A 26,625-nucleotide genomic window follows, 5' to 3' on the forward strand; every position below is an offset into this window, starting at 1 on the left:
AGTCACCTTCTTTTTTCATACTATTCTTAGTGTATGAAAGAAACGAAAAACTAGAAATAAAAAACCTGACGTTATCCGCCAGGTTCAAAATAAAAACTTATATTAATGAGAAGGAAATGCTTTTTTCTCTTGTAAAATTGCATTATGAGCAATTTTCATTTTCGCAAGTACGTAACGTAATCGATCTTCAGCGTTTTCATCTTTACTTATTTGTAATTCCGCCAAATTTTCAACAGAACTTGCTAAATTTTCAATGACTCCTCTTAGTTCAGGATGATGATTAAAAAAAGATTCTTGCACTAATACTTTCCTTAACTCACTAGCTAAATCAATTATTCTAGACAACTGTTCTTTTTCTTCCATTCTCATCCCTCCTGAATATCTTATGTAGTAAATATTCTCTAAACAAAGAAAAAAGCCCTTTAAATAAAAAGGACTTTTTACATTTTTATATTTCCAGTTAATAACATATATATTGATGTGATAGCCGCAACAATAATTGCCCACATCACATACTTCTCTGCACCTACAAAGCAACGGTTCCCTTGTTCTTTTCTTGCAAACGTGTAAACAATAATTCCAATTCCATACACAATTGAAACGAGTAGTAAATTCTTTAAACCAGCTGCATAAAGAAGCCATACAGAGTAAATAGAAGCAATTAAAGCTAACGCTCCATTTTTTAATTTAGCGTCTTTTAGTTCGTTTGTAATGACTAATTTAAATTGGAATAACGCTGATAATAAATATGGTAATAAAATTGATGTTGATGCAATGAAATACATAATTTGATATGTTGATTCCGAAAACAAAACGATGATAAATATAATTTGGGCAACACCATTTGAAATCCATAATGCCATGTGCGGTGTTTGCTTCTTATTTGTTTTCGTAAAGACTTTCGGAAATACGCCATCTTTTCCTGCTACATGAGAAATTTCAGAAACAAGTAAAAACCAGCCAATTAATGTACCGACAAGTGAAGCAACTAATCCGATGTTAATCGCAACTGCACCCCATGGACCAACAACGTGCTCTAATACATGTCCCATGGACGGAGTTTCTAACACAGAAAGTTCGCCTCTTGTCATAGCTCCCATTGACAGGACAGAAATTAAAATATAAATGGACATTACTAAAATAAGTCCCAATACTGTTGCCTTACCAACATCTCGACTATTCTTCGCTCTTCCAGATAATACAACCGCTCCTTCAACTCCAATGAAAACCCAAAGTGTTACAAGCATTGTATTTTTCACTTGACCAAGTATAGCGGAAAGTGAGATCGTTCCTTCCCCCCAAAAATCATGTGTAAATGTGTCCCAGCGAAAGGCTGTTACCATTACAACAATAAATAAAACGATTGGAACTAACTTCCCTATTGTTGCGATCACATTCATAATAGAAGCTTCACGGATTCCAAATAAAATTAAAAAATGAAGTGTCCATAATAAAAGTGATGCCCCAACGATAGACGCAACATTATTTCCTCCTTTGAAAATTGGAAAGAAATAACCTAATGTACTAAACAGTAACATAATTGTTGCGACATTACCTAAGATTCCTGCTAGCCAATATCCCCAAGCACTATTAAATCCAATATATTCACCGAAACCAGCACGTGCATAACTATAAATTCCACCTTCAAGTTCCGGTTTTTGTCTTGCTAACGTTTGATATACGAGCGCAAGTGGAATCATTCCCATCGCTGTAATACACCAGCCAATTATTATTGCACCACTGTTTGCTCCTACTGCTAAATCATGCGGTAAACTAAAAACACCGCCACCAACCATTGTTCCAACTACTAATGCGATTAATGGAAAAAATCCTAACTTCTTTTCTATTTGTACCACCCCATCTGTCATTCTAGGTGTTATGTTCGTTCAACTATTAAAGTCACCTTTTTCTCTAATAGACGTTTCTCTTATATTTTTTCAGGAAAACATTACTTATTCTAAAAGAAAATGAGCAAAAATGGAATACTTTTTTGAAAAAATGTATAAGTATGCACAAAAAAACCGCTCATTTTGTAATGAACGGTCATTTCAAACATATAAATTTGTATATTTCTTGTAAATTTAACGAAGTAACTTCTCTTTTTGTAAAAATTGTTTTGCGACTTCTTCACTACTTTTACCATTTACGTTAACTTCATAATTCATTTTTCGCATTTCTTCATCTGTAATCTTTCCAGATAATTTATTTAATACCTTTTCAAGTTCGGGATATTTCTGTAACGTTTCTTTTCTTAATAATGGTGCTCCTTGATAAGGTGGGAATAACCCTTTATCATCTTTCAGCACTTTCAGTCCGTATTGCTCCAATTCACTATCTGTTGAATATGCATCAATTACGTTAACATCTCCAGATTCAATTGCGCTATAACGCAGCTTCGGCTCCATCGTTTTAACATTCGAGAACTTATAGTTATATAATTTTTGCATTCCTTTATAACCATCTTCACGATCAGCAAATTCCAATGTAAATCCTACTTTGGCTTCCTGTGCAACATTCCCTAAATCAGAAATTGTATTTATATTCTTTTGATCTGCTATTTTTTTCGGCATAGCTAGTGCATATGTATTGTTATACTCCATTGGCTTCAACATAATCATATTATATTTCTTTTCCATTCCAATGCGAGCCTGCTCATATACTTCATCACGATTTGTACTCTTTGGTTCTTCTTTCACGAAAGTAGATAAAGCTGTTCCTGAAAATTCTGGATATATATCTACTTCCCCTGATTTCAACGCTTCAAATACAAATGCTGTTTTTCCAAGACCTGGTTTTAATTGTACGTGTAAATCTGTATCTTGTTCAATAAGCTGCTTATACATTTGAATTAAAATTTCAGGTTCTGATCCAAGTTTGCCCGCAATAACAATATCTTTCTTTTCTGTACTCCAAAGAAATGGAGAAGCAATCATTATACATACAATACATATCGTCAATATAACACGCTTAGAAGAGCGTTTCGGTCGTTCAAGTATGCGAAGTACTATATCAAAGAATAAAGCGAGTAACGCGGCTGGTACGGCCCCTAAAATGATAAGTGCATGATCATTTCGATCTATACCTAATAGTATAAGCTTACCGAGCCCACCAGCACCAATGAGAGCTGCTAATGTAGCCGTTCCAACAATTAATACCATCGCTGTACGAATACCGGCCATAATGATAGGCAATGCAAGAGGAAGTTCTACCTTCCACAATCTTCTCCAACTATTCATCCCCATAGCTTTCGCGGCTTCTATTAGAGATTCATCTAATTCCCTTATTCCTGTATATGTATTTCGTAAAATAGGTAATAGTGCATACACAACTAATGCGATAATCGCTGGAAGTTTTCCGATTCCTACTAATGGAATTAATAGTCCGAGTAATGCAAGTGATGGCACTGTCTGCATTACTGCAGAAGTTCCTATTATAAATTCAGCCATTCGTTCTTTTCTTGTTAATAAGATGCCAAGTGGCACCGCTATAATTACTGCAAAAAATAATGAAATAAGCGATATTTGTAAATGCTCACTTAATGCAGTTAGTAATTCTATTTTTCGTTCTTGGAACGTTTGTATAAAATTAGTCACTGTTTAGCCTCTTTCCTTCATTTGTTCAACAATGTAATTGACAATATGACGACTTGTTAACGCTCCAATATATTGACCGTTTTTTTCAACTGGAACGACCTCCTCATCACGCACACGAACTAACGCTTCTTGTAAAGAAGAATGTAATGATAGCGCCTGCCCTTCTAATTGCACACTTTGATCAAGCGGCAATACATCTGCTATACTTTTCCCCTGATACCAAGTTCGTCCGCGATTTCCAATAAACTCCTCTACAAATTCATTTTTCGGATTATGTATAATTCCTTCTGGTGTATCTAGTTGAACAACTTTTCCTTCTTTCATAATACAAATGCGATCTCCAAGTGATAATGCTTCTTGCATATCATGTGTTACAAATACGATTGTTTTTTGAATCTTTTTTTGCAACTGTACAATATCCTTCTGAAGCTGTTCCCTACTTAATGGATCTAACGCACTAAATGGTTCATCCATAAGAACGATTTTCGGGTTTGCAGCTAATGCTCGCACGACACCGACACGTTGTTTTTGTCCTCCTGACAATTCATGAGGCATACGATTTCGATAAATATCCGGATCTAATCCAACCATATGTAACAATTCATCGACGCGTGCTTTAATTTCTTTTTTGCTCCATTGCCTCATTTCAGGAACAATTGCAATATTTTCAGCAATTGTCATATGAGGAAACAAAGCAATCTGTTGCAACACGTATCCTATATCCCAACGTAATTCATTTATATTATATTGTTGAATATCTTTTCCATCGATTAAAAGCGATCCTTCAGTCGTTTCGATTAAACGATTAATCATCTTCATTGTCGTTGTTTTACCGCATCCACTCGGACCGATGAGAACAAAAAATTCTCCCTTTTTAATTTCTAAATGCAATGAATCCACTGCTTTCGTGCCATCTTCATACGATTTTGACACATGATTAAATTGAATCACAAATACAACTCCTTTAATGTTGTTTCCTTTATTTTGATGGAATATGGCATTCATTTCAAATGATACGCTTTTAAATTAAAAAAGAGCTCACATTTGAGCTCTAACGGTCGAACAATATTGTTTTCATAATAGCAGCATATTCGCGAACATACATTTTTCTCTTAGAACGAATTGGTGTTTCAGCAGCTAGTGCCTCCATCTTCATGCCTAAACGCTTTGCAATTATTTTCGTTCGATATAAATGATACGTATTACTTACAACTACTGCATGTTTCACATTATATAAATCCATACTAAACTTTAAGTTTTCATACGTATTTGTAGATTGATCTTCTATTAAAATACGACTCTCATCTATACCGTGTACCATTAAATAGTTTCTCATGCTGTGAGCTTCCGGTATATCTTCATCTTCTCCTTGACCACCTGAAACAATTACTTTCGCTTCAGGATGGGAAAATAAATACTCCACCGCTACATCCAAACGATTTTGAAGAGATAAAGACGGTCTATCTCCAAATAACTTTGCACCCAGTATAAGAACGTACGGAGAGTGATAGCTCAACTTTTCACGAGCAACTTTGTTCATTCTAAACGTCATATAAATGATATATAGTGGCGGTAATAATAAAATGATAAGAAAGATCCATTTGTTCATAAATAAGTTTGCACTCCCTTTCTTTTTATTATACAGAAAAAGAAAGGGCGGCAGAAGTGTTTTTTAAACGATTGATTTATTAGAAACATTCGCCGCTACTTTACGTTGTGATAGTACATAATAAATAGCTATTCCTAATGAGAAGATCAATATGCAGCTTAATACGTAAAACGGAAGCATTACTCCGGCTTTAGATACACCCGCTGTAAACAGCATTAATAATACAATTCGTATTCCAGTACCAATTAGGCGAAATAAGCTGTCTACACGTCCCATTACTTCGTTTGGAATTTCCTCCATCATCAATACATTTCTCGCCACTCTTGTACCCGCATTTCCAACTGCATGAAAAATTGCAAGTCCATATAAGAAAATTACGGAAGGTTCAATAATCATTGCGGTAATTGAAATTACATAAATGAACATCGTCATAACGATTGAAACTTCTGTTTTTACATATTTCATTATGAGTGGAATACAGATTCCTGCAACAACCGCTCCGACACCGTACATCGTGCCCTCTATTGCGTATACAGAGGCATTGGCTTTAAGTATATCCGAAATATAAACTGGTATTAAATAATTTGCCATCATAACACCTATAAACGGCATATAAGTGGCCAGTAAGAACCAAAAGAGCTTAGGACGTTTTTTCATAAAGTGAATTCCTTCAAACAATTGCTTCTTAAATGTTATTTTTCTTTTCACTTCTTTTTTCTTTACGTACGGTATACATAAGAAAAGAAAAAATGCTCCAGCAAAAGTTAACATGTCTACTAACAAAATCCACTTCAAAGATACAATTTCAATTAAGAAGCTCGCAGCCGCTCCAGAAATAACTTGTGTTAACTGTCCTTGTATTTCCATCGTTCCACTTAAACTTTTATAATGTTCTGCTTGAAATATCTCTTGGTTGAACGCAAATATTGTAGGATAAAACAATAAATAGTAGAATGATCCGGCTATATAAATAAGAATATAGTGAATAGAATGATAAGGTTGCCCAGCAAATCCCCATATAACCATTATTCCGATTACGGCTATTCCGATTCCTTCGTTACATAGCAATAAAGATTTTCTTGAAAAACGATCAATACTTTGCCCAATGAATGGTGTTAATAAAAACATAATGAGGGTTGCAATGATAGAAACATAACCAAATGTTGTCTCTCCTCCACTCTCTTTAATTAACAGCCAAGGAATCGTTATCATAACAATTCCGGAACCAATAGCAGATAGACTATTGGCTCCTAGAATGTAATACAAGCGAGAATCATGATAAAGTGAGGACATATCATTCCACTCCTAGTTGTTTTTTCACCTCTTTATATACGCTCATATATGCTTTTAATTCTTTAACTACATCATGAATTAATGGTTTTGCATCTTCTCCAAGTTCACCATCTTGCACATGTAATCCATCAAGCACAACTTGTTTTGGAATTGCATTTGCATAAACACCTCTAGCGACCGTTCGCATGCTGTTTAATGCATTTATTCCACCTTTACCGCCACCAGCAACCGCTAACAATGCAACTGGTTTATGAATAAATTCACTACTACTTAAGTAATCTAAAGAGTTTTTCAGCGCACCGCTCATCGCATTATGATATTCTGGTGTACATAATACAACCCCATCCGCAGCTTTCACTAACGTTTTTAATTTTTTTACTGCCTCTAAATCACGTTGTGACTCTTCTCCATTGTATAAAGGTAACTCCTCAATTGCTAAATCATATAATTCCCCTTCAAATTGATCCGCAATATATTTTGCCACCACACGAGTTCGACCAAATTTTCTTGGTGTACCGTTAATAACGACTAGTTTCATGATTATTTCTCCCCTTTGTTTTCAAGTTCTACTTATATATTATCAGAAATTTCTATACAAAACACAATATAAAGAGTTAACTTGTTTCATAAAATAGTATGATAAACAAAAAAGAACTCATACTTTCGTATGAGTTTTGTACAATTACTTTGTTTCATCTCTCATGCTCAATGTACCTAAACTTTCATTTGCTTCAAAATGATTATATGCTTTTTCCGCTAATCTTTTCCGTTCTTCTGGTAATTCTATATATTTCATTACGTTTTCAATTATTTTTTCGTACGGAGTAAACACAATTCCTGGCCACTCTACCTCATCTTCTGGATTACTATTTTCGGAAATAATAAATTTCTTATTTGCGACTGCATAAGACACGCGAGGTGTTTCAAGAATTCCTGATAAATAAAAATGAATATTTAATATAATTTTAGCTCTAGCAATCAATTCATTTCTAACAATTCCCCACGCATTATTTTTAAAAACTATATTTAAATTCGGGGCAATCGCTTTTAGATGATCAAAAATAGCTTGTCGCCTCGGATTAAGAGCACCTATAAACAGAATATCAATATCTTCAATAATTTCATCTTCAAACGCATCTTTTTTTATTTCCAAAGTTGGAGCATAGTTCATTTCTACATGTTTTATTTCTTTTCCTACCCCTTTTTGTTTAAGCCATTCTATATTTTGTTTACTATAATCCCAAATCACTCTATCTTTTAATAATATTAAATAAAGGGGGTGCGCATATGGACTTCCTTCGTATAGCTGTTCTAAATTATAAACAATTGCATCTTTCGGAAGAAGGTTCGGGTTATATGCATATGTATGTGCTCCAAAAACAACTGTATTCTTTACATTTTCCAGTATTGTTTCTGATATAATTACTGTATTTCCCTCCTGCTCCAACCTCCACTTTAAAGCTCGCGCAATATCTATGAAACTACCGTATGTCTTTGGGCATATAAAAAGACAATAATCATATTCTTTATTCAAATAAACTTCCATTAATCTTAAATTATTTTTATATAGATCTACATCCGGATGTTTAAGTACCAACTCATTTGCATGTTTTCTTGCTACTTTATATAATCCAGCATAATAAGCAGCGATGCATCTTCTTAATTCGATTCTTTCCCGGTCCTCATCTAATACATCCATGTTTAAAAGAAGATTTGCGATACAATACGCTTTTAAATGATCACGATCATAATAATAGTCTAGTAGTGGCATCAATTCTTCATACGTATTTCCATGCACCGATTCTCCTAGTTCAATCGCCCATCGTATTAATTCCATGATTACTCCACTACTCCTTTAATCGAAAATGTATTTAATAAAATTTCGCATTATTCTCTACTATATTTGCTATATGAAATGGAATCTTTTCTTTTATCGATTCCAAATACTTTTGCGACACCGCCCCTAAATGTTTTTTATGAGGTATATAGAAAGCACTAATAGAAATTTCATAGTCAAATAAGTAATCATACACATGATAATCTACAAATAGTAGATCATCCTTTGGAAAAGGAATTTCCTTCCCTTGCAGAGCATACATCAAAGCAATATTGTTTTGAGATCGTAATCGATACAACCTTGCAAGTTGGTATAATGGTTCAGCCCGGGTTGGTCTATATTCCCAAGCTTTTTGAAAATAAAAAACAGCTAACGCTAAATATTGCTCTTCTTGCCCTTTAACAGTTTCTTTTTCATCAGCATCTGTCACTTCATTTTGTTTATTTGCTGAACGATTTGCTAACTGCTCATAACAAAATCCTATTCGCAATAACGAATAGAATACCTCTTCAACCCATCCTCCTGCTTCCACACGTTTTTTATACCATTTAATTGAATTCTCAAATTGACTTAAATGAAAATAAGTCTGAGCTAAATAAAATAAATATCTTATATGCAAATCTGGCGTTGTTTCTGGGTCGTTTATTCCCTGTAACAACAACCTCTCATCTCTTTCAAATTTATCAGCTTTGCTCCCGCCATCTCCGGGATCATTCACGACAAGAGTCTCTAACCGAGCTACCCTCGTATTGTAATTCGCTCCAACTTTTGAACGATCTATATCCCAATACTCATGAGTAACACCGACAGATTTCCATGGTAAAGAAGCTTTTAAAAGACGTGTAAGCCAATATTTAATATGAACATCATATTGTAATGTAAGATAATGATCTTCCGTTAAGCTCGTTTTATCGAAATTCGGATCAACCTCTAAAATCATATCCGCATCTAATATTAATAAATAATCTGCTTCTGGGTATGTTTTTTGCGCTAACGAAACAGCTAAGCTTCTGTTATAACCAAAGTTTTTAAACGGCTCATGATGAACCGTCCCAGGTATCTCATTTTCCTTACACCAATTTTCAATAATTTCAGGCGTATTATCCGTCGATCCAGTATCACAAATAGAAACAAAGTCTACAATTGATTTTGTTGCATTTAAACATCTTTCCATAATTCTAGACTCATTTTTAACGATCATACAAAGACATAACTTTTTTTCTTCCTTTACAGACTTCACTTGCTCATTTCCCATTTAACCACCTCATATTTTATTAACACGCTCTTCTCATATGTAACAACATTTCTTAGCTATACTGATGACATAAGCACCCTTTTACTATTTATGAAAACTTCATTTTATTTATTCTTACTTTTATGTTGGGACATATTTCATGCTTCGCTTTATATTTGATACAATCAATACAAAAAACATAATACGGGAATCCGTACATTTCAAAGTCTAAGAGGAGGTTATATTTTGTTGGATTACATTTGGCTAGATGACAAATCACCAATTTTAGAACAACTACCAAGAAACTTTAAATCTGCAGCTATATTGCTATATCCTTTTATCCAAATGCCTTTAGAATGGGAAAAGTCTGTGAGAAAAAGACCATATGAGCACATCTATCCTAGCGCTGAAGAAATCATTTATAATGGGAAATCCGTTTCTTGGAAGGAAATGATGTCTTGTAGTGGATTACATTCATACGCAGACCTAGCAATGGCCATGTTGACTTCCATTAGTGCCCTTTCAGAAGAATATAAAAGAGAGGATTTAGCTGAAAAGCTACATTCAAACTTAAAAAAGATCTTTATTATCCAACAGAAGATTATACGTCTATATTTTTATTACACAAATTACTTAAACTCCTCGGTTCTAAAGGTGCAAAAAATCTATATTTCTCTGAACCAATTCTTGATACAAACGGATTATTACAGGTAAATAATACTACTCCATTAGATATTTGGGACATTAGCAATAATGAGTTAATTATTACTGGCGAAGATAATGAGTATGCGTTTATGAGTATATACGATTCCTTTACAACCTTATTATTAGCTAAAGAAGAAAATATAGAATATATTGTTCATTCAATGAACGTCGAAGCTATCATTTGTGACAAAAAAACGATGATTGATTGGTATTTTTAAATTAGTAATTTCTTAAACTATAAAAAAGAAACTTGCGCTTATACACAAGTTTCTTTTTAAAAACATCCTTATTTTTTCACAACTTCATGTCCACCGAACTGATTACGTAATGCTGAAACTACTTTTCCATGGAATGTATCATCTTCCTGAGAACGATAGCGCATAAATAATGACATAGCGATAACTGGTGCTGCAGCTTGAAGTTCAAGTGCAGTTTCAACAGTCCATTTTCCTTCTCCTGAAGAGTTCATTACACCTTTAATGCCATCTAGTTTCGGATCTTCTGCAAATGCTTTTTCAGTTAAGTCCATTAACCAACCACGGATAACTGATCCGTTAGCCCATACTTTTGCAACATCTTCATAATTGAAATCAAAGTCACTCTTATCTAGTACTTCAAATCCTTCAGCGATTGCTTGCATCATGCCGTACTCAATACCGTTATGAACCATTTTCAAGAAATGACCACTACCAACACGGCCAGCATAAGAATAGCCATTTTCTACTGCTAAATCTTTAAATAAAGGTTCTAATTGGTCGTAAATTTCTTTTTCTCCACCAACCATTAAGCAAGCACCGTATCTAGCTCCTTCTACACCGCCTGATGTACCGATATCTACATAATGTAATCCGAAGCTTTTTGCTTCTTCAGCACGGCGTAACGTATCTTTATAGAATGAATTTCCGCCTTCAATAACGATATCACCTTCATCTAATAATGGATATACATCTTTTAGTACTGACTCTACAACTTCTCCTGCAGGCACCATTACCCAAATTGTACGAGGAGCTTCTAGTTCAGCAATCATTTCTTTTAATGTATGACGTGCAGTAATTCCTAGTTTTCCTGCCTTTTCAACAAGCTCTTTATTTACATCGTATACAACTACTTCATGCTTGTCTTCATATAAGTGTTCAGCTAATGGAAATCCCATTTTTCCTAATCCAATTAAACCTAGTTTCATATTAATCAATCTCCTATTCTATACAAATATATTTAATATCGAAATTAGCCCAAGTGCTACTACAGATAATATAGTCTCCATTGCAGTCCATGTTAATAATGTTTCTTTCACAGTCATTCCGAAATACTCTTTAATCATCCAAAATCCTGAATCATTCACGTGTGATAAAATTAATGACCCTGCACCAGTTGCAAGTGCTAATAATTCAACATTTACACCTGGTGTGCTTGCTGCAATCGGCGCAACAATACCAGCTGCTGTCATCATAGAAACAGTTGCCGATCCAGTTGCAATTCGGATTAGTGCCGCAATTCCCCACCCTAATAATATCGGTGAAATATGTGATTCTTTCGCCATATCTGCAATTGTCGTTCCAATTCCAGAATCTAATAATACTTTATTAAATGCGCCGCCTGCACCAATCACTAACAATATGTTTGCAATAGGTCCAAGGCAATCATTTGTAAATTGTAACACTTTATCTTTTGAGAAACCTTTTGCATATCCAAGACTAAAGAAAGAGTAAATGGTTGCAATTAATAAAGCCACAATCGGATCTCCAATAAAGTGTAATACTTGTGCTAGTTGACTCGTTTTATTTAATGCAACTTCTGCTATTGATGCACCAAGCATAAGAAATACTGGAAGTAAAATTGTAAACAATGTATTCCAAAAGCTAGGAAGCTCTTTTTTATTATCTTTTTCAACAAATTGCTCCGCTATATCTAATGGTACTTCCTTATGTATACGAGCACCAATCCATTTCCCGTAAAGTGGACCTGAAATAATTGCAGTTGGAAGTCCGACAATTAACGCATATAAAATTGTCTTCCCCACATCTGCTTTAAAAATACCAACTGCCGCCATTGCCGCTGGATGCGGTGGAACAAGTCCGTGTACGACTGACAGTCCTGCTACTAGCGGAATACCAATTGTAATAAGTGATACCCCAGTTTCTAACGCAATTGTAAATACTAACGGAATTAATAGTACAAATCCAACTTGGAAAAATACCGGAATCCCTACTAAAAATGCAACGAACATCATCGCCCAGTGAACTCGTTTCTTCCCAAAACGATTAATTAATGTGTTAGCGATACGTTCAGCACCACCAGATTCGGCCATCATTTTTCCAAGCATCGTTCCTAGTGCTAAAACTATTGCTAAAAACCCTAATGTATTACCAAGCCCTAGTTTAATAGAATCAATAATCCCTGGATCTTTTGGTGAAGTTCCAATTAAAGGCATTCCCATTGCTAATCCTACACCAATTGCTGTTAAAATTAATGCGACAAATGGATGCCATTTTACTACCGTAATAAGTAAAAGTAGTATGACAACTGCCGCTAGTACGATCCCAACTACCATTTCTCCCAATCCCCCTATTGTTTACGTTGGAAAGCAGCTATACAATCAAATTCTTCTTTCAAGCGATTGTAAAGTCGTTCATACATATAAAACATTTCTAAATATATAGCCGTATTTTCTTTATTCGGTACATGGTGATGGACAATATCAATCCAATCCTTTACCTCTTCAAGAGAATCAATTTTTCCTACAGCATATAAAGCAACTGCCGCTGCCCCAAGCGCAGATGCTTCATGACTTTCAGGTACAAGCAATTCTTTTCCCATCATATCGGACAACATTTGTCTCCAAAATGCAGATTTTGCAAACCCTCCTGAAACTCGTATTTCAGTAAGTGGCCCTGTACAATCCCTGATTGCGAGTGCTACTGAATATACACTCATACAAACACCTTCCATCACTGCACGTATAAAATGTTCTCGCTTATGTTGAAGATTGATTCCAAAGAATGTACCACGAGCATTTGCATTCCAGTAAGGTGCGCGTTCTCCAGATAAGAAAGGTAAGAACAATAGCCCATCCGCTCCAGCTGGTACGCTTTCTGCATATTTAATTAATAAATCATAAGGATCAATGCCGAGCTTTCTTGCTACTTCTTGCTCTGGACTACCAAATTCATCACGTAACCATCTCAGTAATATTCCGCCGTTATTCGTTGGACCACCGATTACCCAGTGCTCATCTGTTAATGCGTAACAAAACGTTCTCCCTTTCTCATCTGTATTTATATTTGATGAGATTGTTCGAACCGCACCACTCGTTCCAATCGTAATTGCAGCCGCACCCGGTGATATCGCACCAACTCCTACATTTGCAAGAACCCCATCACTTGCTCCGATGACAATTGGTGTTTCTGCACTTATCCCCATCTTCTGTGCTAACTCTGGCTTCATACCTGATAAAATATATGTAGTTGGTACAGGGGTTGATAATTTTTCTGATGACATATGTAACATAGTTAAAACATCTTCATCCCAGTTTAATGTTTCTAAATTAAATAACCCTGTAGCAGAAGCAATCGAATAATCAACTACGTAGCGTGAAAATAATTGGTAAATCACATACTCTTTAATGGAAATGAATTTATAGGCACTTGTATATAACTCTGGTTCCTCTTCTTTCATCCATAACAATTTAGAAAGTGGTGACATCGGATGAATCGGTGTACCTGTACGTCTATAAATTTCATGCCCATTCATTTGTTGTAATAATTTTTCTGATTGCTTCGTACTTCGATTATCTGCCCAAATGATAGAACGCGTTAATGGCGCACCATTTTCATCTACTGCAATTAATGCGTGCATAGCTGTACTAATACCGATTGAAGAAATATCTTCTGGTAATACATTACCTTTTTCAATGGCAACGCTTACACTTTTGTATACAGCGGCACATATTACATCAGGATCTTGCTCAGCCCATCCTACATTCGGTTGAATAATTGGGTAATCGATTGCATGTGATGCAATGACTTTTCCTTTTTCTGTGAACACAACCGTTTTTGTACTTGTGGTACCGATATCAATCCCGATTACTCTCCCCCTTGTTTCCATGCGAATCTTCCCTTCATTACTAGCAAAATACGATTTAGTAAACCGTTTACATGAATTAGTATATAAAATATTTTTTCATTTATCAAGTTATAAAAAGAAAATTTTTTTCATACCAAAAATAAATCCCCTCATTCCATTTCACTTATATACTAAATTTAGCTTTTCCATGCGGTAAAATTACGTTATATTCGTTACGCAATACACTCTTTCCTCTCATTAACAACACATACATAATCCTCCATACGTTCTACTTATTTGCTTGAAGAAAAAGTTGAAAAGCAATATTCATTTTTAGCGGTCACGTAACATCACCATCAAGCCAAGAAAAGTAACTAACCGCAGAATGAGAATTCTGTGCATTTTACTCATATTTATTGTTTTAGGTTCACTAGTCTTTTATCTTGATAAACATAGAGCGTGGCCCCCTACTATCACTTTTTTATCTTGTAAATATATCTTGCATACTATAAAACCGAAAAGTATTTTTATTTTTCAGAAAAATAAAAACAATAACACGAAATTTATTGTATAATGTTGTAAAAAGATGTCGGAGGGATTTAATGTTAAATAAAATATCTCAATTCACAATTAAGCTTTCATCAATTCTTTTATCACTCTTACTATTATTAAATTTACCTTATTTATTTATCACTCAACAAGGATTTACCTTTCAACCAATTTATTTTTTTAATCAGACCGTTACTATGTTAAAACAAGTTTTTTCCCCTGAATCATTAGTGATTATAGGATCAGACCCGAAGTTTGGCCATTTCAAAAAAACACCATTATTTCCAACTGTTTTAGAACCTTACCTATATTCATTTACTATATTATTTTTAGCCTTTTTTCTTGCTCTCTTTTTATCATCTAGCATGGCATTTTTTTATTTTTTAGCAAAAGATTATATAAAAAAATGGATAAACCGAATTGTGTTCATATTAGAAGCTGTCCCTGATATGATGATGATGATCTGTTTGCAAATATTTTTCATATGGGTACTTCAGAAATTTGGGGAATCTCCTGTCACTATTATTTCCTTTAATGAAAATCGAGCTTATTTACTCCCTATTTTATCATTAGCTGTCTTACCTACATTACAAATGTTTCGGATGATGGTGTTATACATAAAAGAAGAGCAAGGAAAACATTACGTAGAGGTTGCATATGGAAAAGGCCTTTCATCAAGTTATATACTATGCATTCATTTATTCAAAAATATATCTATCCACTTCTTCCACCATTTAAAAACGATTTTTGTTTTCTTACTTTCTAATTTATTCATTTTAGAATTTGTTTTTAATATGGAAGGCATTATTCAATTTTTATTTAATAAGGCGTTTGTTTCACCTCCAGCTGCATTTATCATACTTGTTATGATTATTTTACCATTTTATGCTATTTTCCAAATAGTCTCATTCATGATGAATAGATGGAAAAAGCAATTGAAAGGAGTATCATTATGAAATCTATTTGGAAATCAAAACGCTTTTTAATCGGCTTTACTTATCTATTCATACTTATTTCAGCTAGTTTTATTTATAGTTGGTTCTTTAAAGATAACATCCCAAAACCTCCTCAGTTACTTTACAATGACAATAACGAATTACTTGGGAAGGCCCCCTTTCCGCCATCGTTAATTCCACCTTTTGGATCTGATCGTTTTGGAGAGTCTGTTTTCTTACAAATTGTAGAAGGAGCAAAATTCACTATTTTATTAGCCATGGCAATTAGCTTCTTTCGAATTTTATGCGGAACATGTATAGGAATCCTCTTAAGTTTATTTGCTCCAAAACTCAAGAGATTTTTCCAGTCATGCTCAGAAGTTTTTTATTACATTCCAACTCTATTTATCGCATTCATACTCATCACGCCCGTTAATATTATAATCACATCAAATGCTGATGGGGTAGATCCAAATATTTCATTTACGTTTTATCAAGTACTCGTACTTATTTTCGTCGCTCTGCCTACACTTTCTTTATACATATCCTCAGAGGTTGATGAATTTATGAAACAAGATTACATCTTAAGTTCACAATTACTGGGGGCTAGTCGTTTTCATATTATAAAAAAACACTTACGAGTCTTATTACTTGACCGCTTATTTGTATTATTTATGGAACATATCGTCCAAACACTCATACTCGTTATCCATTTAGCGTTGCTTAACATTGTAATTGGCGGCATACAAATGCGTGAACTCTATGACGGAGTGCTCAAACCTGTTTCTCTATCTAATGATTGGGCAGGTCTTATTGGATTAAATCGTAATGAAATGAATCTTTCATGGTGGATTATTTTTTATACTCTCGCTTCATTCTTTATTACGATTCTATTTATTAAGCTTATGACCATCGGGATTCAAGATGCACTGAAAGCAAGAGATTCGCAAATTGTAGCAATTCAAAACGTTCCAGATCATAAAAAATTTGTTAAACATAAAGATTCCTTTTCGTTTGCAAATAAAGTAAACCTTTAATCATTTCTCATTAATGAAGTATTAATTGGCATCGATATTAGTAGGAAATAAAGAAGATGATCCCTATTAAATACAGGGATCATCTTCTTATGCTGTCTAACTTTTTTACATGTCCTTTGCTAGACTCATGTTTTTTATATTTAAAGTGAATTATTTGCAATCACAATTATGTTTTTTAAAATCAATTACCATACGCCCTTGAATTCTACCTTGTTCCATTTCTTCGAATACATTTTGTACTTTATCTAGCGAACAAGTTTGAACAACCGGCACTACTTTTCCTTCTGCCCCAAACATAAACGCCTCTTCCAAATCTTTACGAGTACCAACTAGAGAACCAACTACTTCAATTCCATCCAGTACAAGTCGTGGGATGTTTAAGTCCATTGTTTCTACTGGTAGCCCTACTGCAACTACTTTACCGCAAGCACGTACTGCATCAACTGCTGAGTTAAAGGCTACTTTAGAGACTGCTGTTACTACCGCAGCATAAGCGCCACCAAACTTCTCTTGCACAATTTTATCAGCAGGACCTTGAGAAATTGGATTGATAGTCATATCAGCACCAACTTCTTTCGCTAAGGCTAATTTATCGTCATTAATGTCTACTGCGATTACCTTTGCACCAAATACATTTTTAGCATATTGGATAGCTAAGTTACCTAATCCACCGCAGCCATAGATTACAATAGGTTGACTAGGTTTAATATCTGATACTTTAATAGCTTTATATGTAGTTACACCAGCACAAGTAATTGATGATGCTTGAGCAGGATCTAATCCTTCTGGTACTTTTACCGCATAATCAGCTGTAACGATACATTGTTCAGCCATACCACCATCCACTGAATAACCAGCGTTTTTAACTTCACGGCAAAATGTTTCTCTACCAGTTACGCAATATTCACAACGTCCACAAGATTGGAACATCCATGCAATACTTACACGGTCACCTATCTTTAGTGAAGTAACATCATCAGCTATTTTCGTAACAATACCTACACCCTCATGACCAAGAATACGGCCATCAGTGTTACCAAAATCATGATTCGCAACGTGTAAATCAGTGTGGCAAACTCCACAATACTCTACATCTACTAACGCTTCACCTGAGTGTAACGGACGTAATTCTTTTTCAATCACTTCGATGTTTGCTTTGCTGTTTTTATTAACCACTACTGCTTTCATATGTGATCTCCCCTTTAGTGTTTTAGCATTTTAATGAGTTTATCTCACAACTACTTTCTTCACTACTTTGGCTAGTTATTGTACCAAATTTAAGTGTTCAATCATCATTACATCTTCATCATAACATGACACTTCATAAACAATTTGTGAAATTATGAACAATATTTGAATTATTACATAAATCGGTCTTTATTTTAAATTTTTAAAAATGAGAGTTTATCACTGACTATAAGTAAGTCATACATTTCTAAAAGAAAATAAAGTAACAAACTTCTCATCGATAAAAAAGCTCTTCACTCAATATTCTCTATATTTAAACACTTAGTTTCACAGTAATAGCCTTTGCCACCAACATAAACTTTTTCTATTTTATTCTTGCTATTGGTTGCTAATTTAACTAATATTTCGGAAGGTGAGTGTAAAGAATAACCTTGTTCAAATACATAGACTTCTTTTTGCAAATAGTGCTGTTCATAAAGATAGCAAGCTAATGCACCGTTTGAAGTTCCAGTCGCTGCTTCTTCATTAATGTCGTATAGTGGAGCAAAATTTCTGCATATAATTCGATTGTCATTAAAAGTATATAAATGCATCCCGACAACATTATAATACTTGCTGATTTCTTTAATTTTTTCAAAATTAGGTTGCAGTGCATGTAATTGTATTTCGCTTTTTATAGGAATTAAAATATCTTTTAAGCCAGTGGAGACAATTTGAATTGGGTATTTATTGTCTATATCTTTACTATCAAAACAGTCGATGAACTCGTTTGGAGATACAACATCATAGAATCTCGGTTTATTTTGTTCCATGAATATGATGTCATCTTTTATAGTGATAGTAAGAACACCGCTGTTCGTTTCAATCGTATAGCGATTCCTGAAAAGTTTATTTAAATACATCAGTATCGCGAAAGAGCCAATTGTGGCATGACCACATAAATCAACTTCTTCTTTTGGAGTAAAATACTCAAATTTATAATCAGCAATTTCAGATTCTGATATAAATGCGGTTTCCGCATAACCCAGTTGTTTGGCTATTTCGATTTTTTGAGTAGTGGTCAATGTATTTGTATTCTCAATAAATACCACTCCTGCTTTATTTCCGCCTTTATGCTCCTTGCTAAATGCACTTGCAACATAAACAGATATTTTCATAAGACATCTTCCTCACTTATAGTAAATTATAGTATAGAAAGCACTACATATAAATTCCATTGGATAAATTATCCCTAAAATAAGAAACAAACTATTTTTAGCATTTGAACTCTCCAAAAATAGTTTGTCTACAGTCTGAAAGCTCTTCATTTGAAGAGCTTTTTTTATATTCGCTTCATCGAAATCGTTTCACGTATACTTTGTAAATTTTTTAGAGTTTCCTCTTGTCGCTGCAACGACAACCCTACATACAAAGTATCTAATAAGCTTAACTGTGCTAATCGTGATGAACTTGCTTCTGTGCGGAATTCAGTCTCACGTGTTGATGTATATAACGTTATATCAGCAAGTTGACTTAATGCTGATTTCTTATAGCTCGTAATCGCAATAATTTTGGCTCCTCTTGCTTTCGCTACTTCTAACGCTTCAAGTAATCCTTTATTGCTACCAGAATGAGAAATACCAATAACAACTGAATTTTCTGAGAGTAAACCTGCTCCCATAATTTGAAAATGCGAATCAGTATGAGCGATACAAGAAATACCCGTTCTCATAAACTTATGATACGCATCCATTGCAATAATACCAGAGCCACCATTTCCATAAAACTCAATTCGACTTGCTTCTTGTAAGGCTCGTACAGCCTGCTCAAGTGCCGTTTCATTAAGCAAATGTAAAGTATCTTGCAGTCCTGTAATATGCGAATGAAAAACTTTTTTAGCAACAGTTACCATACTATCTTCTGCTGATACCTCTTCATGAATATTTTGCATCGGTGTATGTACAATTTCACGAGCTAATGTAATCTTTAAATCTTGAAAACCTTGCAAACCAAGGTTTTTACATAAGCGGAATATCGTAGCTTCGGAACTATTCGTAACTTCAGCTAATTCTGTAATAGATTTATGTACAACATCTTGTGGATGTTTCAAAATATGTTCGGCAATACTTCGCAATTTCGGTGATAAACCATTTAACGAAGCCTGAATCTTTCCAATCCCACTTCTTGTACCAGGCATAGCATATCCTCCCCTTCCATCGTAGCTTTATCCTGTAAAAACCGATTAGTTAAACTAATCATCAGTGGGGATGGTCCCCCACTGATTAGAGTTTCACTTTATTGTACCTAATTATCGAAAGAAGAAAAACCTATATTAGGGATTACTATAAATTTTAATTGCTCCTATGTATTCTGTCATACGATATAACAGAATTATTCATGCTTATGAATAATTCTCTCCATGTTTCACTGCGTATAATGCGGCTTGCGTACGATCATCCACTTCCAATTTAGCTAAAACGTTTGAAACGTGTGTTTTCACAGTTTGTTCTGTAATATGAAGTTCTGCTGCAATCTCCTTGTTGCTTCTTCCTTTCGCAATTTCGCGAAGTACCTCTTGCTCTCTTTTCGTTAACATTGAAAAAGGATTTTCTACTTCCTTCTTTACTGCAGAACGCCCCATTAATGCAGGTGTTACTTTCGGGTGAAAATTCGCATTTCCTTGATGTACTGCAATAATAGAAGCGACAAGTTGCTCAGGTTGTACTTCTTTTAATTGATAACCATCTGCTCCAGCTTCAAGTGCTGGTATAACATAATCTTGCTCTGAAAAACTACTTAATATAAGTACCTTTATTGTCTCATCATATTGCTTTAGACGTTTTGTTGCCTCAATTCCATCCATTTTCGGCATCGATACATCCATTAGTACGACATCTGGTCTTTCTTTTTGCATGAAATGTAATGCCTCTTCGCCATTTTCCGCTTCCCCAATAATTTCAAATTCTTCTCTCGTTTTCAAAAAGAATACAAGTCCTCTTCGAACGATATGATGGTCCTCAACTAGTAGCAGTTTAATCTTCAACCTTATTCTCCCCTTCAAATCGGCAATTGAATTTCTATTTTTGTACCCTTTTTCAGCTCTGTTATAATTTGAAACGACCCCTTCATTAACTGAATACGTTCCTTCATACTTTTCAGGCCAAGTGCTGATCCCCTTACTTGTTCTTGTATAAATCCTATTCCATTGTCTTCTATGTAAAAATGTAACTGGTTATTTTCTATTTTCAAAAGAATATGTACCTTTTCACACGAAGCATGCTTTTTACAATTATGTAGCGCCTCTTGGCTAATACGCCATAAAACTTCTTCTATTTCATCCCCAATTGAAACCATCCCATCAATTCGAACTTCCACTTGAACTCCTAATAACTTCCCGTAATTTTGAATTGCTTCTGCTAATCCTTTCTCCAATCCTTCAGGTCTTAATTGCCAAATTAATAGCGTCATCTCTTGTAATGCTTCTTGTGATAATTCCCCAATATAACTTAACATCTCTTGCAATTCTCTATCTTGCGCCATATTCAGAGTACCTTTCGCTGTTAGCATAATAGAAAATAACAATTGTTTTACTGAATCATGTAAATCACGTGCAAGTCGATTTCTTTCCGCTACCACTACATATTTACGTTCTTTCTCAACTAATTGAATACGTTGTATTGTCGTTCCAATTTGAAATGCAATTGATTCTAATAACGCTAACTCTTCCTCAGAAAAATGAGTCTTATGAGGTGCAGCCACATTTAGTAGACCAAATTTTTCTGATCCAGACCTAAGCGGAATTGTCGCATGATGTGTAACATCTTCTGTCTCTCCCCAATTACATTCAATTGCATCTTCTATTCGCTTACATTCAATAATATTAGTCGCTTTTTCCAATCTCCCATTCACAAAACGTTCTACACACCAACAGTTTCCTTCGCACATCGGCTTCTTCTTTTGCCACGTAAGAGCCTCTGGTAAATTTTCGTCTACAAGCATGCTGTGCTTTCCACTTTCATCAATAAAGAATATCCACCCTGTTTGTAAATTCATTACTTGTAACAATGTATGCAACACTTTTTCTAACATATCCTGTAAGTTTGTTGCTTCATTTAATAATTCAGCAATTTCTTTTAATGCTTCTAAACGACGCATCTCTTTTTCTTCAAAGTTCATTCTCATCACCAACTACAATTATAACATTAAGAAATTTCTAAATTCTATAAATAAAAAAAGAACCGAATTCCTTCAGCCCTTTCTTTATATCAATCATTTTATTATTGTTATTCTATCCAATGTTGGAAGCAGAATTTTTGTTAACAAACGATTCTACTTTAGCTGTCCGATAAAGATTGTCCACCATGGATATGCTGTAAACCTTCAGTAGTAACAACCATATTCGCTGCTGGCATTTGCACTTGATTCTTATGGAACATAGACATTAATTCAAATCTTACTTGTCTAGAAGTTTCAAAATAATCTTCTGGCTTTATTAAACCTGTAATACAAAATTCATAGCCAACATATTTCAAGTTAGGATTTAAGTCTGTAACACCGACGTATTTAAATGGTTCAACAGCCTCATCCTCTACTCTATAAAGAGTTTGATTCAATTCTTCATTGCATATAACACATACTTCTTCTAACAATTCCTTCACTCTTGTTGGATCTTCCTGATAACTTACCGTGATGCGTTCAATTACACGCATCCATCCTTTATTAAAATTTTGTATCGTTCTAATCTCTCCGTGCGGGATGGTAAGTAGTTTTCCTGACCATTCACGAATTTGCATAAAACGAATACTAATCTCTTCAATAGTTCCTGAATTTGTTCCGTTAAAAGTTACAAAATCACCAACCCGAAACTCTTTGTCCGCTAATCTTGCAAAGCCTAATATAACATCTTTTAGCATCTGTTGTGCAGCAAAACCGATGACAACTCCAGCTATCCCTGCACCTGCAATAATACTTTTTATATCTACAAATTGGCTAATTAAATATATGATAAGACTGATGATAATGATATATCTAAAAATAGATCGAATTACACTTTGAATCGTCTGCTCTACCTCTTCATCAAAAAAGCTTGATTTCCTAAAAAACCAATCAATAATACGGTTTATTACAAAAGAAATAATGATTAAAACTAAAGCAAATAGTAAAAATCTTAAAAGTAAAAACTCTCTTACATAATTAAAAATTCTTCAGTATACGTTAATAAGCTCATTTAACCACTTCCTTACTAATTAAAAATTCATAATCGCCTAAGTTTGTTCCAGAAAAATCTATTATCCTAATCTAAAATGCCACTATCCTTACTATGTATTTTGACTCTATTACTAATTCACCTTAAACAGTATGTCTAGGTGTTCTTTTTCCTTTCCCTTTAAATATACCCTTTTTAATAACCTAAGGGGGAGCGAATCGTGAAATTTTTTTATACGTTAAAACTTTATTCATCTCATTACGATTTCAACTCATTTATTCATTAACTACGTAAAAAAAGAGCTGAATTGAACTGCACCCCAATTGTTAGACACAGTCTAACAATTGGAGGTGCAGTTTTTCTATGGCTAAATTTACAGCTGATGAAAAAGTACAAATCGTTCTACGTTATTTGAATGGAAATGAAAGTTATCGAGAAATGGGTAAATCGATTGGTATAAGTGACACAATTATTTTGAATTGGGTAAACCAATATAAACAGAATGGTATGGAAGCTTTTCTAAAACGATGTACAAATTACACACAACAATTTAAACTAGACGTACTAAACTTTATGATTGAAAACGGTATGTCCTTATTTGAGACGGCAGCTATCTTTAACATTCCTGCCCTTCAACGATTTCTGTTTGGAAAACAGCTCGAAACACAAGGAATTGATGCCCTTCAATCTAAGAAAAAGGGGCGTCCATCCATGAAAAAAGATTCAAATAAACAAGTAAAACAAGCTTTAGCTGAAGGGTCAGTCGAAGCACTTGAAGCACGTATTCAACAGCTTGAAATGGAAAATGAGTACTTAAAAAAGTTGAATGCCTTAGTTCAAAACAAGGAAAAATCACGAAACAAGACAAGGCACAAGTAGTCTATGAATTAAGGCATAAATATTCAGTGAAGGCACTCGTGGAGCTAGCTGGTATTCCACGGAGTACGTATTATGATTTAGTAAAGAAAATGAATCGTCCGGATCAAGATGCCGATTTGAAAGCTGAAATTAAAGCAATTTATGAGGAAAATGAAGGTCGTTATGGCTACCGTCGCATTCGTGATGAGTTAACGAATCGTGATCAGAAAGTGAATCACAAGAAGGTTCAGCGCATTATGAAAGAGCTTGGATTAAAGTGTGTTGTGCGTATGAGGAAATATAAATCCTATAAAGGGAAAGTCGGTAAAATTGCACCTAATATTTTAGAGCGTAATTTTTATACAGATGCCCCGAATCAAAAATGGGTAACGGACATCACAGAGTTTAAATTGTTTGGAGAGAAACTGTATGTATCACCTGTATTAGACTTGTATAATGGTGAAATTATTACCTATACAATTGGTTCTAGACCGACGTATTCACTTGTTTCAGAGATGTTAGAGAAAGCATTAGAACGCTTACCTGAAAATCACCAGCTACTAATGCATTCGGATCAAGGATGGCATTATCAAATGAGACAGTACGTCCGGACACTTGAATCAAGAGCTATCGTCCAGAGTATGTCTCGAAAAGGCAACTGTTACGACAACGCAGTAATAGAAAATTTCTTTGGGATTATGAAGTCAGAGTTCCTATACATAAAAGAATTTGAAAATGTAGAGCACTTTAAAATAGAATTAAAAAAATATATAGATTATTATAATACGAAACGGATTAAGGCAAAATTAAAAATGAGCCCGGTACAATACCGGACTCACTTTTATCAAGCTGCCTAATGAAATAACCGTGTCTAACTTTTAGGGGTCACTTCAAATTTATCAGCTCTTTTATTCAATATTAATTGTTGTCTTACTACTTTTTTCTTCTTTCAATTTTGGCAATTCAATTGTCAGTACGCCATCTTTATAATTTGCTTTAACATTTTCTTCCTCAACTTGTTTAAAATTAAAGCGTCGAGTTACAGAACCTATAGAACGTTCTTTACGAATATATGTGCCATTCTCATTTTTTTCGTCTACTTCATTATGATTCGTTGCTTGGATCGTTAATATATCTTGTTCAAAATCAACTTGAATGTTTTCTTTTTGAAAACCTGGTAAATCTGCTTTCACAGTATATTTACCAGATTGCTCATGAACATCTACTTTAAAAGTATCCATGTTCAGTGGCTTAAAGAAAGCATCTGTCATCCCTTCTAATAAAGAAGGCCCAAAATCAAAAATGCCATTTTGCCGTTTTGTTATCTCTGGAAATAAATTACGCATATTTTTTCCTCCTTATTATTTATGAATGAAAGATTATCTCTTTCTGCCTTTATTATAACATTTGGTCAAAAAAGGTCAAAGTTTTCGTTTGACCTTTTTTGATGTATATTTTACCAAATAAAACAAATAAGTTATATGTCATCTCTCCCCTTATAAAGAGGAATATATTTACATAATAACGAATAGTTTATTTGCTCTTATTTTTTCTTACGGAGGTTACATACAATGGGATATATTGAAGAACTTAGAAAAGTTGTCGGATCAAGACCACTCTGCTGTAGCTGTTTTCAATGAACATGGACAAATAAAAGAGACCTTTTTTAAAGGCCTCTTTTTTCACTTCACTTCTGCATGTAAGCATGACTTAAAATGTCCAAGTGCATATTCATGCCCTTGTGCATTAAAAGATGCAACCGCCTTTTCATAAACAACAATTTTAAACCCTTTATTATAAGCATCTACTGCTGTATGAAGAACACAAATATCAGTACAAACACCTACAAGATGAACTTCTTCTATTCCTCTTTCTCTTAGCTTCATCTCTAAATCCGTTCCAGCAAACGCACTGTATCGCGTTTTGTCCATATAATATACATTCTCTGCATTTTTATATGTTTCGTACACATCTTGTAATTCACCAAACAAATCTCTTCCACTTGTACCAGCTATATTATGAGGTGGGAATAACTTTGATTCTGGATGATATACATCATTTTCTTCATGTTTATCAATAGCAAAGACAACGTAATCTCCATTTTCAATATATTGCTTCGTTATATGTACAATTTCCTTCTCAATTTCCTGTCCTGGTTTCCCGCAAGTTAAAGCACCCTTTTCCGCTACAAAATCATATGTATAATCAATATTAATAAGAGCTCGTTTCATAACCACTATCTCTCCTTCTTCTGTTTCACAGTAAACAATAGAAAATTTGTTATTACGACATCGTATGTACTATTCGACATTTCAAATGAAATACCTACATTTTTCTTCTGAAACTTACCTTAGTCCGAGTTTATCATATAATAGATAAACAATGGTAAAACAAATAGCTCCTATTAACAAGTCATGAATTTGATAATTGAGCGTTATTTGCATAAACTCTTGTATCGTAAACCAAATTACTGCCATCATTAGGCTAATCAAAATGATACGAATACACCGATTCACGTATTCAACCTCTTTCTCTGTCAT

Annotated in this window: 23 protein-coding genes and 2 pseudogenes; 4 read left to right on the plus strand and 21 right to left on the minus strand. The window is 34.2% G+C overall.

The window, feature by feature from the left end; all coding sequences use genetic code 11:
• Positions 1–102: 102 nt before the first annotated feature.
• From IQ781_RS04445 to IQ781_RS04485, 9 genes are all read right to left on the minus strand, one after another.
• Positions 103–363: a hypothetical protein gene (locus IQ781_RS04445; RefSeq protein ID WP_000391445.1), complete on the minus strand. Its 261-nt coding sequence runs from the start codon at positions 361–363 to the stop codon at positions 103–105.
• Between the two features lie 77 nt (positions 364–440).
• Entirely contained in the window at positions 441–1,868 is a 1,428-nt protein-coding gene (locus tag IQ781_RS04450) for a basic amino acid/polyamine antiporter (protein ID WP_000129444.1), read from the minus strand.
• Positions 1,869–2,081: 213 nt separating this feature from the next.
• Positions 2,082–3,593 carry an ABC transporter permease/substrate-binding protein gene (locus IQ781_RS04455; RefSeq protein ID WP_000181014.1) on the minus strand — a complete coding sequence of 504 codons (1,512 nt, stop codon included), beginning with the start codon at positions 3,591–3,593 and terminating at the stop codon, positions 2,082–2,084.
• A gap of 3 nt (positions 3,594–3,596) precedes the next feature.
• Complete coding sequence (locus tag IQ781_RS04460) at positions 3,597–4,544, minus strand: ABC transporter ATP-binding protein (RefSeq protein ID WP_016124535.1); 948 nt, start codon at positions 4,542–4,544, stop codon at positions 3,597–3,599.
• Positions 4,545–4,644: 100 nt separating this feature from the next.
• Entirely contained in the window at positions 4,645–5,202 is a 558-nt protein-coding gene (locus IQ781_RS04465) for a YdcF family protein (protein ID WP_001045715.1), read from the minus strand.
• 63 nt (positions 5,203–5,265) lie between these two features.
• Positions 5,266–6,495 carry an MFS transporter gene (locus IQ781_RS04470; RefSeq protein WP_000097165.1) on the minus strand — a complete coding sequence of 410 codons (1,230 nt, stop codon included), beginning with the start codon at positions 6,493–6,495 and terminating at the stop codon, positions 5,266–5,268.
• Position 6,496: 1 nt separating this feature from the next.
• Positions 6,497–7,033, minus strand: a complete 537-nt coding sequence (locus IQ781_RS04475; protein ID WP_000780355.1) for an NADPH-dependent FMN reductase — start codon at positions 7,031–7,033, stop codon at positions 6,497–6,499.
• A 144-nt stretch (positions 7,034–7,177) separates the two neighbouring features.
• Positions 7,178–8,332, minus strand: a complete 1,155-nt coding sequence (locus tag IQ781_RS04480) for a CgeB family protein (protein ID WP_000420428.1) — start codon at positions 8,330–8,332, stop codon at positions 7,178–7,180.
• Between the two features lie 34 nt (positions 8,333–8,366).
• A complete protein-coding gene (locus IQ781_RS04485) occupies positions 8,367–9,587 on the minus strand; it encodes a glycosyltransferase (RefSeq protein ID WP_000526219.1) in 1,221 nt (406 codons plus the stop codon).
• A gap of 139 nt (positions 9,588–9,726) precedes the next feature.
• Between IQ781_RS04485 and IQ781_RS04490 the strand changes: the two are divergent.
• Positions 9,727–10,489 (plus strand): annotated as a pseudogene (locus tag IQ781_RS04490) (DUF2711 domain-containing protein).
• 68 nt (positions 10,490–10,557) lie between these two features.
• On the opposite strand, the gene gnd reads toward IQ781_RS04490, so the two are convergent.
• From gnd to gntK, 3 genes are read right to left on the minus strand one after another with little or no spacing between them, the layout of a single operon-like run.
• On the minus strand, positions 10,558–11,454 hold the full coding sequence (gene gnd, locus IQ781_RS04495; protein WP_000765995.1) for a phosphogluconate dehydrogenase (NAD(+)-dependent, decarboxylating): 897 nt from the start codon (positions 11,452–11,454) through the stop codon (positions 10,558–10,560).
• Positions 11,455–11,472: 18 nt separating this feature from the next.
• Positions 11,473–12,822 (minus strand): GntP family permease, encoded by a 1,350-nt coding sequence (locus IQ781_RS04500; protein WP_000260208.1) that lies wholly within the window; start codon positions 12,820–12,822, stop codon positions 11,473–11,475.
• Positions 12,823–12,836: 14 nt separating this feature from the next.
• The gene (gntK, locus tag IQ781_RS04505) at positions 12,837–14,375 is read right to left on the minus strand and encodes a gluconokinase (protein ID WP_000450003.1); all 1,539 of its coding nucleotides are present in this window, start codon (positions 14,373–14,375) and stop codon (positions 12,837–12,839) included.
• Positions 14,376–14,935: 560 nt separating this feature from the next.
• Between gntK and IQ781_RS04510 the strand changes: the two genes are divergently transcribed.
• Together IQ781_RS04510 and IQ781_RS04515 are read left to right on the plus strand one after the other, a co-directional pair.
• Entirely contained in the window at positions 14,936–15,838 is a 903-nt protein-coding gene (locus IQ781_RS04510; RefSeq protein WP_000932683.1) for an ABC transporter permease subunit, read from the plus strand.
• A complete protein-coding gene (locus IQ781_RS04515; RefSeq protein ID WP_000836565.1) occupies positions 15,835–16,854 on the plus strand; it encodes an ABC transporter permease in 1,020 nt (339 codons plus the stop codon). The genes IQ781_RS04510 and IQ781_RS04515 overlap by 4 nt, the downstream gene beginning before the upstream one ends.
• A gap of 150 nt (positions 16,855–17,004) precedes the next feature.
• Here the strand turns inward: IQ781_RS04515 and adhP are convergent, their stop codons facing one another.
• From adhP to IQ781_RS04545, 6 genes and pseudogenes are all read right to left on the minus strand, one after another.
• A complete protein-coding gene (adhP, locus tag IQ781_RS04520) occupies positions 17,005–18,042 on the minus strand; it encodes an alcohol dehydrogenase AdhP (RefSeq protein ID WP_000649120.1) in 1,038 nt (345 codons plus the stop codon).
• 293 nt (positions 18,043–18,335) lie between these two features.
• Entirely contained in the window at positions 18,336–19,199 is an 864-nt protein-coding gene (locus tag IQ781_RS04525) for a PhzF family phenazine biosynthesis protein (RefSeq protein WP_000704350.1), read from the minus strand.
• 164 nt (positions 19,200–19,363) lie between these two features.
• The gene (locus IQ781_RS04530) at positions 19,364–20,218 is read right to left on the minus strand and encodes a MurR/RpiR family transcriptional regulator (protein ID WP_001119646.1); all 855 of its coding nucleotides are present in this window, start codon (positions 20,216–20,218) and stop codon (positions 19,364–19,366) included.
• A 204-nt stretch (positions 20,219–20,422) separates the two neighbouring features.
• Complete coding sequence (gene casR / locus IQ781_RS04535) at positions 20,423–21,064, minus strand: two-component system response regulator CasR (RefSeq protein WP_000694623.1); 642 nt, start codon at positions 21,062–21,064, stop codon at positions 20,423–20,425.
• Between the two features lie 14 nt (positions 21,065–21,078).
• The gene (gene casK / locus IQ781_RS04540) at positions 21,079–22,197 is read right to left on the minus strand and encodes a two-component system sensor histidine kinase CasK (RefSeq protein WP_139846919.1); all 1,119 of its coding nucleotides are present in this window, start codon (positions 22,195–22,197) and stop codon (positions 21,079–21,081) included.
• Positions 22,198–22,355: 158 nt separating this feature from the next.
• Positions 22,356–23,248 (minus strand): annotated as a pseudogene (locus IQ781_RS04545) (mechanosensitive ion channel family protein).
• A 342-nt stretch (positions 23,249–23,590) separates the two neighbouring features.
• On the opposite strand from IQ781_RS04545, the gene IQ781_RS04550 reads away from it, so the two are divergent.
• Positions 23,591–24,942, plus strand: a protein-coding gene (locus IQ781_RS04550; RefSeq protein ID WP_242808199.1) for an IS3 family transposase whose coding sequence is annotated in 2 segments (ribosomal slippage) — positions 23,591–24,041 and positions 24,041–24,942 — 1,353 coding nt in all. Because the reading frame shifts where the segments join, the coding sequence is not laid out codon by codon here.
• Between the two features lie 51 nt (positions 24,943–24,993).
• On the opposite strand, the gene IQ781_RS04555 is transcribed toward IQ781_RS04550, so the two are convergent.
• The 3 genes from IQ781_RS04555 to IQ781_RS28275 all read right to left on the minus strand — a co-directional run bounded on the left by IQ781_RS04555 (position 24,994) and on the right by IQ781_RS28275 (position 26,625).
• Positions 24,994–25,431 (minus strand): Hsp20/alpha crystallin family protein, encoded by a 438-nt coding sequence (locus IQ781_RS04555; RefSeq protein WP_001245055.1) that lies wholly within the window; start codon positions 25,429–25,431, stop codon positions 24,994–24,996.
• Between the two features lie 336 nt (positions 25,432–25,767).
• Positions 25,768–26,316 (minus strand): cysteine hydrolase family protein, encoded by a 549-nt coding sequence (locus IQ781_RS04560; protein WP_000816763.1) that lies wholly within the window; start codon positions 26,314–26,316, stop codon positions 25,768–25,770.
• A gap of 114 nt (positions 26,317–26,430) precedes the next feature.
• The gene (locus IQ781_RS28275; RefSeq protein ID WP_017674122.1) at positions 26,431–26,625 is read right to left on the minus strand and encodes a hypothetical protein; all 195 of its coding nucleotides are present in this window, start codon (positions 26,623–26,625) and stop codon (positions 26,431–26,433) included.

Source organism: Bacillus sp. N447-1, assembly GCF_022701035.1.
Taxonomy (GTDB): Bacteria; Bacillota; Bacilli; order Bacillales; family Bacillaceae_G; genus Bacillus_A; species Bacillus_A cereus.

What these genes read in the sequence shown, in the direction of transcription:
- IQ781_RS04445 (WP_000391445.1), bottom strand. Translation starts at nt 363, where the DNA reads ATGGAAGAAAAAGAACAGTTGTCTAGAATAATTGATTTAGCTAGTGAG.
- IQ781_RS04450 (WP_000129444.1), bottom strand. Translation starts at nt 1,868, where the DNA reads ATGACAGATGGGGTGGTACAAATAGAAAAGAAGTTAGGATTTTTTCCA.
- IQ781_RS04465 (WP_001045715.1), bottom strand. Translation starts at nt 5,202, where the DNA reads ATGAACAAATGGATCTTTCTTATCATTTTATTATTACCGCCACTATAT.
- IQ781_RS04470 (WP_000097165.1), bottom strand. Translation starts at nt 6,495, where the DNA reads ATGTCCTCACTTTATCATGATTCTCGCTTGTATTACATTCTAGGAGCC.
- IQ781_RS04475 (WP_000780355.1), bottom strand. Translation starts at nt 7,033, where the DNA reads ATGAAACTAGTCGTTATTAACGGTACACCAAGAAAATTTGGTCGAACT.
- IQ781_RS04480 (WP_000420428.1), bottom strand. Translation starts at nt 8,332, where the DNA reads ATGGAATTAATACGATGGGCGATTGAACTAGGAGAATCGGTGCATGGA.
- IQ781_RS04485 (WP_000526219.1), bottom strand. Translation starts at nt 9,587, where the DNA reads ATGGGAAATGAGCAAGTGAAGTCTGTAAAGGAAGAAAAAAAGTTATGT.
- gnd (WP_000765995.1), bottom strand. Translation starts at nt 11,454, where the DNA reads ATGAAACTAGGTTTAATTGGATTAGGAAAAATGGGATTTCCATTAGCT.
- IQ781_RS04500 (WP_000260208.1), bottom strand. Translation starts at nt 12,822, where the DNA reads ATGGTAGTTGGGATCGTACTAGCGGCAGTTGTCATACTACTTTTACTT.
- gntK (WP_000450003.1), bottom strand. Translation starts at nt 14,375, where the DNA reads ATGGAAACAAGGGGGAGAGTAATCGGGATTGATATCGGTACCACAAGT.
- IQ781_RS04510 (WP_000932683.1), top strand. Translation starts at nt 14,936, where the DNA reads ATGTTAAATAAAATATCTCAATTCACAATTAAGCTTTCATCAATTCTT.
- IQ781_RS04515 (WP_000836565.1), top strand. Translation starts at nt 15,835, where the DNA reads ATGAAATCTATTTGGAAATCAAAACGCTTTTTAATCGGCTTTACTTAT.
- adhP (WP_000649120.1), bottom strand. Translation starts at nt 18,042, where the DNA reads ATGAAAGCAGTAGTGGTTAATAAAAACAGCAAAGCAAACATCGAAGTG.
- IQ781_RS04525 (WP_000704350.1), bottom strand. Translation starts at nt 19,199, where the DNA reads ATGAAAATATCTGTTTATGTTGCAAGTGCATTTAGCAAGGAGCATAAA.
- IQ781_RS04530 (WP_001119646.1), bottom strand. Translation starts at nt 20,218, where the DNA reads ATGCCTGGTACAAGAAGTGGGATTGGAAAGATTCAGGCTTCGTTAAAT.
- casK (WP_139846919.1), bottom strand. Translation starts at nt 22,197, where the DNA reads ATGAACTTTGAAGAAAAAGAGATGCGTCGTTTAGAAGCATTAAAAGAA.
- IQ781_RS04555 (WP_001245055.1), bottom strand. Translation starts at nt 25,431, where the DNA reads ATGCGTAATTTATTTCCAGAGATAACAAAACGGCAAAATGGCATTTTT.
- IQ781_RS04560 (WP_000816763.1), bottom strand. Translation starts at nt 26,316, where the DNA reads ATGAAACGAGCTCTTATTAATATTGATTATACATATGATTTTGTAGCG.
- IQ781_RS28275 (WP_017674122.1), bottom strand. Translation starts at nt 26,625, where the DNA reads ATGACAGAGAAAGAGGTTGAATACGTGAATCGGTGTATTCGTATCATT.